The organism is Rhodococcus sp. IEGM 1366 (assembly GCF_033142425.1).
In the GTDB taxonomy this organism is placed as follows: Bacteria; Actinomycetota; Actinomycetes; order Mycobacteriales; family Mycobacteriaceae; genus Rhodococcus_F; species Rhodococcus_F globerula.
The window spans coordinates 366,371-377,531 of the sequence record NZ_JAWLRZ010000007.1 but is presented as its reverse complement, the minus strand read 5'-3'; the positions used below and the strand labels follow the sequence as shown (position 1 = coordinate 377,531).

Genomic DNA, 11,161 nt, shown 5'->3' with positions numbered 1-11,161 from the left:
CTTCAATTTCTGAAAAGCATCGCCAAAGGGTCGGCACTTTGTTAGATTCTCGACATTAGAGTCGGCTTATTACGTCATCTTGTAGATGGGAAGTGCGTTGGACAAGCTCGATCATTGGATCGCCGGTAGTGCGGTGATGCCGACCAGTGCCAACTACATGGCTGTCACAGACCCGGCAACCGGATGTGAGGCAAGGCAACTCGCGTGCGGTAATGCTGACGACGTCGACCTGGCGGTTCAGGCCGCATCTGCTGCCGAAACGGCATGGAAGCAGATACCGGCGCTTGCTCGGGCGCGGTTGTTCGGTGACCTCGCCCGGGCCATGCGCGCCGATTCTGCGGAGTTGGCCCGGTTGGAGATCAGTGAAACCGGTAAGCCGGAGGCCGTTGCACTGGCTGAAGTCGAGAACTCCGCGACGTACTTCGATTTCTACGGCGGGTTGATCGGCATGCCGGCCGGTGACACTCTCGACGTGGCACCGGATCAGCATGTGTACACCCGCCGTGAGGCTTTCGGAGTAATCGGAGTCATCACGCCGTGGAATGTGCCACTGAACCAGGCAGCGAGGGCGTGCGCACCAGCTTTGGCTGCCGGCAACACAGTGGTGGTCAAGCCGTCGGAGAGCACGTCGGCGTCGACGGTTCGGTTGGCTCAACTCGCGACCGAGGTGGGTTTTCCGTCCGGAGTCTTCAACGTGGTTCTCGGTACGGGGCAGGATGCGGGTGCTGCTTTGGTGGCCCATCCGGATGTGTCCAAGGTGGCATTTACGGGTTCCGTGGGAACCGGCCGTGCTATCGGGCATATTGCTGCAGACCGAATCATCCCGGTCACACTGGAATTGGGTGGAAAGTCCGCCAACATCATCTTTGCCGACGCCGATGTGGAGAAGGCCGTCGCAGGTTCTCTCCTCGCTTTCACGGCCAATGCCGGCCAGGTGTGTTCCGCCGGCACAAGGCTCCTGGTTCATCGATCGATCCACGACGGGGTCGTACAGAAATTGGCTGCGGGTGCCGCAGCGGTGCGTCCCGGGCGCGATATCGGTCCACTGATTACCAGGGCGCAGTTCGAACGAGTGCAGGAATACTTCAAGATCGCGGAATCCGAAGGTGCACAGGCTGTAACCGGAGGAACAGTCTCTGTGGTGGCACAGGAGACCGGCGGCTTCTACATCGATCCCACGGTGTACATCGGAGTCGACAACTCGGCCCGGATCGCGCGCGAAGAGATATTCGGACCCGTGGTTCTCGTGCTCGCGTTCGATACCGAAGACGAGGCGATCGAACTGGCAAACGACTCGGATTACGGACTGGTAGCCGGTGTTTGGACCAGCAATGTGTCGCGGGCACTGCGGGTCAGTGAGCGGATCCGAGTTGGTCAGGTGTTCGTCAACACCTGGTCAACCGGATCCGTGCAGACTCCGTTCGGCGGGTGGAAGAACAGCGGTTACGGGCGCGAAAAAGGTGTGGAGGCACTCCATCACTACAGCCAGGTCAAGTGCGTGACCATCAAATTCGAGGGAGATTCACAGTGACACAAGATAGCCCGCTCGATCTGGCTCACCAGACCGTCTTCGAGGCCGGTTTGGCAGTGCGTAGGGAAGTCCTCGGTGCCGAATACGTCGATGCGGCAATGACCCGGAATGCCGGGACTGACGGCGAAGAGTTGCAGAAGTTCGTGAGCGAGTTCGTGTGGGGCGGTGCCTGGACCAGGCCAGGCCTGGACCGACGGAGTCGTTCGCTGATCAATCTCGGAATTCTGATCGCCCTCAGCCAGCCCCATGAGTTGTCCGTCCACGTTCGCGTGGGTCTGAGCAACGGCCTGACTCGCACAGAGATCACCGAAGCTGTTATCCACGCCACCGCCTATGTGGGAGTGCCCATGGGTATGGCGGCGATGCGTGTGGTTCAGGAAACCCTGACTGCCGAACTGGGCCCCCTCACCGCGGAGGTCTCGGCATGAGCGTGATTCCGTTGCCGGGCAAAAGTGTCGGTCTTGTCGGGCTGGGTGCGATGGGTGGCCCGATAGCCCGCAACTTCGTCAACTCCGGCCAACCGTTGATTGTCCGTGACGCCGATGCCGCGTCGCAGCAACGGTTTCTCGACAGTCATCCGAGTGCAATGGGCACAACGGATTTCGCGGACTTCGCGAAGTGCGACGTGGTGGTGCTGGTCCTGCCGACCAGTGACATCGTCGATGCCGTGGTTCTCGGTGAGGGGGGACTACTGTCGCAACTGCAGGCAGGTAGCACCATCGTGGACATGGGGTCGAGCATTCCGGACCGCACTCAGAAGTTGGCTGGAATAGCCGCCGAGCAGGGTGTTCGAGTTGTCGACGCCCCGGTCAGTGGCGGAGTCGGACGTGCACTGAAGGCGGATCTTGCCGTGATGGCGGGCGGTGACGCCGATGTGGTTGCAGAGGTTCTGCCGCTCCTGCGTGCCACCGGAACGGCAATCATCCATGTCGGTCCGGTTGGGTCGGGGCACGCTGCAAAGGCACTCAACAACCTTCTTGCAGCCAACGGTCTTGTTGCCGCAGCGGAGGCCATGTTGGTGGGCCGCAAATTCGGTATCGATCCGGCGACGCTCCTTTCGGTGATCAATGCCAGTAGCGGCCGGAACCAGGCAACGGAGACGAAGTATGAAAAGTTTGTTCTGTCAGGAACATTCGACTCAGGATTCGCCGCAACTCTGATGCGCAAGGACATCGGAATCGCTTTGGATTTGGCTCGTTCTCAGGACGTATCCACTGTTCTCGGCGACACGCTCGGCAAGATCTGGGAAACCGCTGTCGACGGCTTGGCTCCAGGAGCAGACCAAACCGAGGTTGTGCGATACCTCGAGGAGCTTGCGCAGGTGTCGCTTCACGATTAGCTCCGTGTAGGTGATGCGAGGCGCGTACCCCTCATTCCACGACACCCCGTCGGATGCGAAGATGATTCGAATCCAACGGGGTTTCGAATTCAGCGGAGTGAGGTGGTCATGGCTTCATCGCCGCGGCGCGTGGGTGCCGAGAAGTCGAAGACGCGAGATGTTCTGCTGGACAGTGTCGAGAAGATGATGCTGGACACCGGCTACGCCAGCGTGACCTATCGATCTTTGGCAGCAGAGGCCGGTGTGACCGCGAGCCTGGTCCAGTATTACTTTCCCACTCTTGACGACATCTTCCGCGCCGCAATTGCGAGGTACACCGATCGCAACCTCGCGGTACTGCAATCTGCGCTGCAGAAACGAGCCGAAGATCCGTTGCATGTGTTGTGGGAGTACAGCTGGGATGAGGCCACAAGTGCTCTGATGACGGAGTTCATGGCTCTCGGCAATCACCGTGAGTCAATCCGTGCTGAAATCGCCGAAGTCACCGAACGGGTCCGGCAACTGCAGATGGAGGCCGTGGCTCGCAAGTTCGGGCCGGGTGCTCGACCGGACGGCCGGCTGTCTCTCGGCGCAATGGTGTTGCTGATCACCGGGATTCCCAAGTTCCTCAATCTGGAATCGGGTATCGGCGTCGACACTGCGCATGCCGAAGTGGTGGAAGCACTCGAGGGCTACATCGATTCGGTGGAGCCTCGCATTACGCAGACTGCGCGCACCAAGCGACCGCGGACGTAAGAAACGGATCGCGGCTTTTTTCGAAAATTGGTACGACTGTATAGCAAGTGCGGTACTGTCCTGTAGTGCGCGAGCTCGCTTGACCTCAGACTGCTTACCGAGCGCCAAAAGTACCTCTTCCCAGTATTTTTCGAGAAACGTGCCGATCGAGGAGTTCTTCTTGCCTGCTTCCATACGTCCCATCACGTCGACCGTCGGACTGGAGGTCACAGGTCTGACTGCCGACGATCTCATGAAGTCGGACTCTGCCCGAGAGATTCGGCAACTCCTGGACCGGCATGGGGTCCTGGTGTACCGCGAGATCAACATCGACGACGACGCCCTGTTGGCTCTCAGTCGTGCACTGGGCACCGTCGTAGTCCAATCCACCGGCGAGCACCGCCTCCCGGAGATTCAGACCATCACCATGGATCCGTCCAAGACGAATGCAATTCTCGCGTCGTATCGAGCGGGAAACTTCCACTGGCACATCGACGGTGCCACACAAGTCATTCCGCAGCAGGCGACGCTCCTGAGCGCTCGTGAGGTAGATCCAGCCGGGGGCGACACCGAGTTCGCCAGTACGTACGCGGCCTATGACGGCTTGAGCGACGAGGAGAAGGCCGAGTTCGAGCCTCTCGAGGTTGTGCACACGTTTGGGCATGCACAGTCGCTGGCGAACCCGGATCCCGACGAAGCAACCAGGCGAGCCTGGGCACGGGTACCAGCGCAGGTTCATCCGTTGGTATGGACCAGGAAGAATGGACGGAAGTCGCTGTTGCTGGGCGCTACCGCGTCCGAAGTTGTCGGTTGGCCGATCGAGCGAAGTCGTGCGTTGTTGGATCGACTGCTCGCGTGGTCCACGCGACCCGAATACGTACTGCGCCAGGTGTGGCGCAAAGGTGACCTGGTCATCTGGGACAACACCGGAATGCTGCATCGAGCGACGGAGTTCGAGCCCTCGTCTCAGCGTCTCATGCACCGCACGACCTTGGCGGGGGAGGAATCAGTCTGTCGTGGTTAGGGTCTGTGGTGGTTGAGGATTGGCCGAGTCCGTGAACACTATTTGCGACTATGACATGCGTCTGGGCTTCGCATCGTCTTTGTTGGTGATGCGAAGCTTGCACGCCGTATATGGTTCTGGCAGAGTCGGGTTCAGTCTCGGTGGACTGGGCCTTGGCGGGTGGTGGAGCGGCGGCGTCGTTGTTTCGGATCGATCGCAGCTGGTGGGATGAACCAAGGTTTGCGATCGGTACCCATTTTGATTTCCCAGATCCCGCGGAACCCGCTGGTGCTGTGGATCAATCGGTGATGATTTCGGCAGAGGAGGGTGAGGTTGTCCATCACCGTCAAGCCTCCGGTTGACCAGGGTTGTATATGGTGCGCGTCGCACCAGGCCGGAACCGCATCGCAGTTGGGGAAGGCGCAGCCTTTGTCCCGGGCGATCAACGCAGTCCGCTGCTCAGGTGTGACGAGGCGTTTGTGCGGAGTCGCATCCAGCGGTGCCCCGCTCCCGTCCATCAACACGGTGGAGAGCATGCAGTCGCACGCGAGCATCCGGGTCAGGCTCACACTCAGTGGTCCCATCCAGGGCATGTATCCGACATCAAGATCTTCGACATCAAGCTCTGCGTCCCGGCTAGGTCTCGTAGTGGCGCAGTCGCGATGCTCGGCAAGATCTTTCGCGGTGATATGCACATTCACATGCGGACGCTGACCACCATCAACACCGGTGACGGCGTTGTCGAGGTAGCGGCGGATCAGTTCCGTGAAGGCATCCGCGGTGCGTTTGGCTGCCGACCGCTGATCCGGGGTTCCGTCGGCAGCCGGTTTCGGCATCGACAAACCCGAGAGAGCCGACAACAACATTTCACCAGTGAGTGCATCGAAATCGCCCTTGATCGCGACCCGACCGTTCAACGTCGGCGAAATCCGCAAGACGTTGAGGTCGTCATCCTCACCGGGCGGAGTCTCATCGGATTCGAATATCCGCTTCAAAACCGCAATCGCGTAGCGGAGTTTGATTGTGGTCGCCTCCACGCCGGATGCCGCAGCGAGCAGGGTTTTCATGCAGGACGGTAACGCACTGTCCGGCATTCCTTTTGGTGGTGATTCGCAGAACGCGACGATTATTGCCGCATGATCGAGCGAGAGATCGCCGGCCTCGAATTGGGCAGTAATATCCGGGAATACCCGCAGTGCGGCACCGAGTGCGGCGATCTTGTTACCGGCCGCGTTCTGCAGCATCGTGTTCGCCGCCAGCCAGCGACCGACACCCCGGTAACAGAGCACCTGCTCATCCGGATTGAGTGACAACTCGTCGACCGCGGCAAGTCGAATCGCTTCCAATCGAAGAATTTCCGCCGATACACAGACTGCAACGTCTCGAACCTCGGCCGGTCGTAGCCGCCACAACCTGCCACGCACACCCGCAGCCGAACCGGCTACAACATCCCCCACCGCAGTTGAATCGCAAACCGTAGTCATCAAGGCCTCCCCACCCTGACCCAATTATAGTCGAACAAACATTCGAATCAAGAGGCATTTCGGGCACATTCGGCCGAATGATATTTGTAGCCAGAATCTTTGACCAAAGCCGAAGTGGTTTCAGGAGCCGTGACGACCGGCGCGCTGAATCGAGAGTCGATGCTCGTACCGTTCCGACGCATGCACCGTCAACGAGATCTCTACCGGAACTCCATTGCCGTTCCGGTAGACCCGCTCGATGTGCAGGGCGGGTCTACCCGGCGGGGTGTGCAGAATTTCGGCGATGTCGTCGGATACGAGAATCGCGGTGACAGTTTCTTCAGCTCCGGCAACAGGACCCGCGACGCTACCGACCGAGGCAAGGATGGTCCCGGGAGTACGGACTGTCGGGATCAGGTTCTCCGATATCAGTGTTTCGGCGACGTCGGGCGGAAGAATGATCGTGTTGACCGCATACGGCTGGTTGTCGATCCAGCGCCGAACCTTCAACTGCGCCACAACAAGACTGTCGAGTTCGAGCTTCTCGGCGTGGACACGGTCGCGTTTGAGTTCGAGAGGCGAGATGACTTCCATCTCGGTGCCCGGCCACTCCTCGAGTTGTTCGATCGAATCGGTGGAGCGGACGGAGCGGCCGGTGCTGGGCTGATCCGTCGGAAATGTTCCCCGACCGCGGACGCGATATACCAGTCCGTCCGCCACAAGCTCCTGAAACGCTCGCCGCACCGTTTGCCGTCCGAGGCTGTACTCGGTCATGAGTTCGGTATCGGTGGGCAGCGGAGTGTCCTTGTCGTACCTGCCGGCAGCGACCGCTTCGGCGAGCGTCAGAGCCAGGCGCCGGTACCCCGGTAGATCGGTACTGCCCGACAGGACTGACCCGCCCATCTTGTTCTCCCAGATCATGGTCGATTGACTGCCGATAGTGTCATCGGCAACGCTATCCCATTCGGAAGAACCGGCGTGAGTCAGACGCGATTCGGTAGAGCGGCGTTGACCGCGTCGTCGAGCAGTCCGAGATTACCGTCCAGCTCGGTGACGATCTTTCGGACGACGCCCACGTCCTTGCTCAGGAAATCTCCGACCGAATCTGCGAATGCAGACACTGAGCCCTTGGCTGAAACACTGGTCAGTGCACGGCTGTTGGAACTGCCGTATGGCAGGGCCGCGAGCAGATCGCCCTCGTCGATGCCGAGTTGTGTTCCCAGTGCGACAGCTTCGGTGAGAAGGCCGATCTGAGCGGCGAACAGAGCATTGTTGACTAGCTTGACCCGCTGTCCGTTGCCAGTGGGGCCGACATAGAGAACTGGATCTGCGTAGCTTTCCAGGGTCGGCTGGATGCGTGCCAGGGTGTTGGCATCGCCGCCGACAAAGAGGGTCAACCTACCTGCGGCGATATCGTGCGGTCCACCGCTGACCGGTGAGTCCACGACTGCGACACCAAACTGTGCTGCTTGCTCGGTAACGGCTTCAGCTGTGCGCGGGCTTCCCGTTGTATGCAACACCAGGGTGGATCCGCGAGGCATCGACGCGAGCAAGTCGCTGCCGAGACATATCTCGCGAACCTGCTCGTCCGTGAAAACGCAGATGATCACGAGGTCGGTATCGCCGCCGACCTCTGCGAAGGTGGACACGGCCTGCGCACCGGAGGCTTCCAGGGCAGTTTTTGTTGCGGCGGAGCGTGCAAGCCCGCGAACCTCGTGACCGGCTTCGACGAGACGGCTGACCATCGGTCCGCCCATCCGCCCGGCGCCGATGAACCCGACGCGTGTCATCGGCGGTGATCCATGAGTTCGAGGGTGGCGTCAGCTGCGGTCAGGACGACTCCGGTGGGTGCTTGGGCTGTTGTCGCGAGATCTGCAATCAGCCCGACGTCCTTCTGCAGCAATGTGCCCGCGTGCTGGGCGATACGCTCGAGCGTTCCACCGGCAGAGACGATCCGGCTCAGCGCGAAGCTGTTTGCCGTGCCGTGCGAGATCACGTCTCCGAGGCGGTTGGGATCAACACCGAGCGACTGGCCGAGCGCAAGCGTGTTCGCGGCTGTAGCCAAATTTGCCGTGAAGAGGAGATTGTTGAGCAGCTTCGTGATCTGACCGGACCCCAAAGGTCCAAGGTGAACAACAGGATTCGCGTACATCGAGAAGACGGGACGGACGCGTTCGAAGTCTTCGTCGCTGCCGCCCACCATCACCAGAAGGCGGCCCTCGGTTGCGGCGATGCCACCGCCACTGACGGGAGCGTCAACGACGGAGATTCCTCGAGTAGCCGCTGTTTCCCCGAGTTCGCGACAGGTATCCGGGTGAACCGTGCTGTGCACGGCAATGATTCCACCTGGCTTCATGCCCGCGAGGACGCCGTCCTCACCCGTGACAACGTCGAGAACATCGGCGTCGCTGCCGACGCAGATGCACACGAGATCGCTTGCCGCGCCTAGTTCCGCCGCAGATTCGGCGAACTTGGCTGCGGTGTCGGCAAAGGGAACGCGGGCTTCGGGACGTCGTGCCCACAGCGTGGTTTCGTAGCCGGAGTGGACGATTCGCCGTGCCATCGGCGCGCCTTGGCTACCGAGTCCGATGAATCCTACGTGCATCGCGGGTCCTCCTAGAGTGATCATGAAACCTCCTGTAGCTGTGGCCGCCAGAACAAGCCGAGAAGTACGGCGGTGCCGACCGCGCCCACTCCGAGGGCGATACCGCCACCTGCCCACCCGGAGAGTTCGATGTTCAGTGCGCCGTCGAGCGATATGCTGCCTGGCCCGAGCATGGCTGCGGCGAGCGCTACAAGCGCGAGCACCATCACATACTCGTAGCCGTCACGAAAGATGAAGAATCCGTTGGGGCGGTGTGCCAGTATCCCGGCAACCAGCATGACCGAGATGACCGCCGCACAGGCAAACGGATTCAGGAATCCGACGATCAGCAAGACACCGGCACCGACTTCGGTGACCACGCTCATCCAGGCCTGGAATGTGCCGTTGCGTAATCCGAGTCCGCTGAACCAGCGAGCCGTGCCCTCGATCTTTCCGCCGCCGACCCAGTGATTGACTCCGTGAGCAATCATGGTCGAGCCCACGGCCAATCGGATCATTAGAAGTGCAACATCTGCGGAATTCATGGGGTCACCTTCCGTGGCTCGCGTGCGCGGCCGTGCTGTCGTCTGTTGTCAGGTCTGCGAATTCGGATCGGCCGGCGATGCATTCCTCGACAAACGCCAAGACGCGGAGGTGATATGCAGTCGCGGTGTAGCCAAGGCTGAGGTTGTGTCCACCGTCGAACTGCTTGTCCACGACTACTCTCGGCGCAGCGGTGAACAACTCGGCGACGGTGAGCAACGCCTCGGGATCGTTACGCCACACATGCTCGTATTCGCCTGCAGTGAAATGGACGGGAATATTCACGCGTGCAGCAAGATTCGGAAAGTTCTCGCGGGGCCAACTTCGCACCACGTCACCTTCGTACTTCGGTGTCCGGGATGCGATCGGAAGACCGCCGAACAGTTCTTCCGGGTACAGCCGACTCGGCTGCCACAGCAACTCGCGCACGGCGATCGGATCGGCGTTGCGGGCGGTGACGCCCAGGATTTCCTGGGCAAGGGGCTGTTGCTCTCGGCCGGTGCCGGAGAGTTCGATTCCGAGGAAGGCGTCTCCGCGATCGTCCGCGGCCAACCTGGTGGCCAATTCGCAGCCGATGGAGTGAGCCAATACGAATATTCCTGCGCCGCGGTCGATTCCCTCGAGGTGACGCTCGATCGCCGCATACGTTACGTCGACGCGAACATCGGGATCGGCCAATTCGGTCGCATGGGGATTCGAGCTGCCGTAACCCGGCCGGTCGAGCGCCAGCACGGTGAATCCGAGGGCTGCTGCGGTGTGCAACAGCGACAGGCGGGGGTGCCCGGGGCAGTCGAAGTACGCAGAGTTTGTTGCTCCGCCATGCACAGCGAGAATGACCGCGCGCGGTTCTGGAACCTCGATCAGCAACGCGGACATGGGAATACCGTCGACATCGACGATCCGGTGTACGGGAACGGGGCCTGAAGCGGTCGTGCCAGCCGAACTGGCTACTACGGTATTCGTGGTGCTCATGTATCCGTCCTGAAAAATAGCGAGCAGGGTGAGCATTGAAACTTCGCCTTCACGAATGCGTTTCGTGAAGGCGAAGTCTCGAATCAGATGTGGTAGTCGTACGACTTCAGGTAGCCGCCGCCGTCGACGCGCATCTGCATGCCGGTGACGTAACGAGCTTGCTCCGACGCGAGGAAGAGGACGGTTTCGCTGATGTCCTCGGGCTCGACCCACGGGATCTGCATTGCCTGCTGAACCGGAAAGGACAGCACAGCGTCTTCACGGCCCGGGTTCTCGAGGTCGGGGCGGAATGACTTGTACATCGATTCGTTGTGCAGCATGTCGGTGTTGCAGTTGGTGGGGTGCACAACGTTTGCGCGAATTCCGCGAGGTGCGAGGTGCGTCGCCAGCTCGTGTACGTAGTGGGAGAGTGCACGCTTGGAGAACACGTAGGCAACTCCGCCGAGGTCCTTACCTGGTACATCGACCTTGCTGGTGTCGATCATGGACGCCGTCGAACCGGTGGCGATGATCGAGGCGCCCTTGCCCAGGTAGGGCAGCGCTGCCTGGATGGCATTGATGGTGCCGACGAGGTTGGTGTCGACGGTGTCGGACCAGGCCGCGATGTCCGGTTCGCCGCGCATTCCGGCGACGCCTGCCTGCGCGACAACGATGTCGAGCTGGCCCAACTCGGCAACGCCGCGCTCGAGTGCAGCACGCAGCTCGTCGACCTTACGGACGTCGGCCTTGGCAGTGACGATGCGGCGACCGTGCTTCTCGACGAGACGAGCGGTCTCCTCGAGATCCTCAGGAGTGGCCATCGGGTAGGTGATGGAATCGAAGTCGGCGCAGATGTCGACGGCGATGATGTCGGCGCCCTCTTCGGCCAAACGAACCGCATGGCTTCGGCCCTGACCTCGTGCTGCGCCGGTGATGAACGCAACCTTGCCTTCAACGCGTCCCATGGTGAATCCCTTCGTTTGATGTGTTGGGTTGTTCAAACTGGTTGCGCAACAGTGTTATTTGCCACGCG

General features: G+C 60.7%; 12 protein-coding genes. 5 read left to right on the top strand and 7 right to left on the bottom strand.

Going from position 1 to position 11,161, the window contains the following annotated elements:
- Positions 1 to 85 precede the first annotated feature (85 nt).
- The 5 genes from R4P64_RS22710 (at position 86) to R4P64_RS22690 (ending at position 4,608) form a co-directional block, all read left to right on the top strand.
- On the top strand, positions 86 to 1,531 hold the full coding sequence (locus R4P64_RS22710) for an aldehyde dehydrogenase family protein (protein ID WP_317822814.1): 1,446 nt from the start codon (positions 86 to 88) through the stop codon (positions 1,529 to 1,531).
- Positions 1,528 to 1,959: a carboxymuconolactone decarboxylase family protein gene (locus R4P64_RS22705; RefSeq protein ID WP_230590011.1), complete on the top strand. Its 432-nt coding sequence runs from the start codon at positions 1,528 to 1,530 to the stop codon at positions 1,957 to 1,959. The genes R4P64_RS22710 and R4P64_RS22705 overlap by 4 nt, the downstream gene beginning before the upstream one ends.
- Positions 1,956 to 2,870, top strand: coding sequence for an NAD(P)-dependent oxidoreductase (locus R4P64_RS22700; protein WP_233365067.1), 915 nt, complete (start codon positions 1,956 to 1,958; stop codon positions 2,868 to 2,870). The genes R4P64_RS22705 and R4P64_RS22700 overlap by 4 nt, the downstream gene beginning before the upstream one ends.
- A gap of 108 nt (positions 2,871 to 2,978) precedes the next feature.
- Positions 2,979 to 3,605 carry a TetR/AcrR family transcriptional regulator gene (locus tag R4P64_RS22695; protein WP_175393527.1) on the top strand — a complete coding sequence of 209 codons (627 nt, stop codon included), beginning with the start codon at positions 2,979 to 2,981 and terminating at the stop codon, positions 3,603 to 3,605.
- A gap of 160 nt (positions 3,606 to 3,765) precedes the next feature.
- Positions 3,766 to 4,608, top strand: coding sequence for a TauD/TfdA family dioxygenase (locus tag R4P64_RS22690; RefSeq protein WP_317822810.1), 843 nt, complete (start codon positions 3,766 to 3,768; stop codon positions 4,606 to 4,608).
- A 131-nt stretch (positions 4,609 to 4,739) separates the two neighbouring features.
- Here the strand turns inward: R4P64_RS22690 and R4P64_RS22685 are convergent, their stop codons facing one another.
- The 7 genes from R4P64_RS22685 to R4P64_RS22655 form a co-directional block, all read right to left on the bottom strand.
- Positions 4,740 to 6,071 (bottom strand): HNH endonuclease signature motif containing protein, encoded by a 1,332-nt coding sequence (locus R4P64_RS22685; RefSeq protein ID WP_317822809.1) that lies wholly within the window; start codon positions 6,069 to 6,071, stop codon positions 4,740 to 4,742.
- A 120-nt stretch (positions 6,072 to 6,191) separates the two neighbouring features.
- Positions 6,192 to 6,953, bottom strand: a complete 762-nt coding sequence (locus R4P64_RS22680) for a GntR family transcriptional regulator (protein WP_162487724.1) — start codon at positions 6,951 to 6,953, stop codon at positions 6,192 to 6,194.
- 80 nt (positions 6,954 to 7,033) lie between these two features.
- Positions 7,034 to 7,840, bottom strand: a complete 807-nt coding sequence (locus R4P64_RS22675; RefSeq protein WP_317822807.1) for an NAD(P)-dependent oxidoreductase — start codon at positions 7,838 to 7,840, stop codon at positions 7,034 to 7,036.
- The gene (locus R4P64_RS22670; protein ID WP_092803448.1) at positions 7,837 to 8,655 is read right to left on the bottom strand and encodes an NAD(P)-dependent oxidoreductase; all 819 of its coding nucleotides are present in this window, start codon (positions 8,653 to 8,655) and stop codon (positions 7,837 to 7,839) included. The genes R4P64_RS22675 and R4P64_RS22670 overlap by 4 nt, the downstream gene beginning before the upstream one ends.
- 20 nt (positions 8,656 to 8,675) lie before the next feature.
- Entirely contained in the window at positions 8,676 to 9,179 is a 504-nt protein-coding gene (locus R4P64_RS22665) for a DoxX family protein (RefSeq protein WP_317822806.1), read from the bottom strand.
- Positions 9,180 to 9,183: 4 nt separating this feature from the next.
- Entirely contained in the window at positions 9,184 to 10,149 is a 966-nt protein-coding gene (locus tag R4P64_RS22660) for an alpha/beta hydrolase (RefSeq protein ID WP_317822805.1), read from the bottom strand.
- Positions 10,150 to 10,232: 83 nt separating this feature from the next.
- Positions 10,233 to 11,093 (bottom strand): mycofactocin-coupled SDR family oxidoreductase, encoded by an 861-nt coding sequence (locus tag R4P64_RS22655; RefSeq protein WP_317822804.1) that lies wholly within the window; start codon positions 11,091 to 11,093, stop codon positions 10,233 to 10,235.
- Between the last annotated feature and the right edge of the window lie 68 nt (positions 11,094 to 11,161).

What these genes read in the sequence shown, in the direction of transcription:
- R4P64_RS22700 (WP_233365067.1), top strand. Translation starts at nt 1,956, where the DNA reads ATGAGCGTGATTCCGTTGCCGGGCAAAAGTGTCGGTCTTGTCGGGCTG.
- R4P64_RS22685 (WP_317822809.1), bottom strand. Translation starts at nt 6,071, where the DNA reads ATGACTACGGTTTGCGATTCAACTGCGGTGGGGGATGTTGTAGCCGGT.
- R4P64_RS22675 (WP_317822807.1), bottom strand. Translation starts at nt 7,840, where the DNA reads ATGACACGCGTCGGGTTCATCGGCGCCGGGCGGATGGGCGGACCGATG.
- R4P64_RS22665 (WP_317822806.1), bottom strand. Translation starts at nt 9,179, where the DNA reads ATGAATTCCGCAGATGTTGCACTTCTAATGATCCGATTGGCCGTGGGC.
- R4P64_RS22660 (WP_317822805.1), bottom strand. Translation starts at nt 10,149, where the DNA reads ATGAGCACCACGAATACCGTAGTAGCCAGTTCGGCTGGCACGACCGCT.
- R4P64_RS22655 (WP_317822804.1), bottom strand. Translation starts at nt 11,093, where the DNA reads ATGGGACGCGTTGAAGGCAAGGTTGCGTTCATCACCGGCGCAGCACGA.
- R4P64_RS22680 (WP_162487724.1), bottom strand. Translation starts at nt 6,953, where the DNA reads ATGGGCGGGTCAGTCCTGTCGGGCAGTACCGATCTACCGGGGTACCGG.
- R4P64_RS22670 (WP_092803448.1), bottom strand. Translation starts at nt 8,655, where the DNA reads ATGCACGTAGGATTCATCGGACTCGGTAGCCAAGGCGCGCCGATGGCA.
- R4P64_RS22695 (WP_175393527.1), top strand. Translation starts at nt 2,979, where the DNA reads ATGGCTTCATCGCCGCGGCGCGTGGGTGCCGAGAAGTCGAAGACGCGA.
- R4P64_RS22710 (WP_317822814.1), top strand. Translation starts at nt 86, where the DNA reads ATGGGAAGTGCGTTGGACAAGCTCGATCATTGGATCGCCGGTAGTGCG.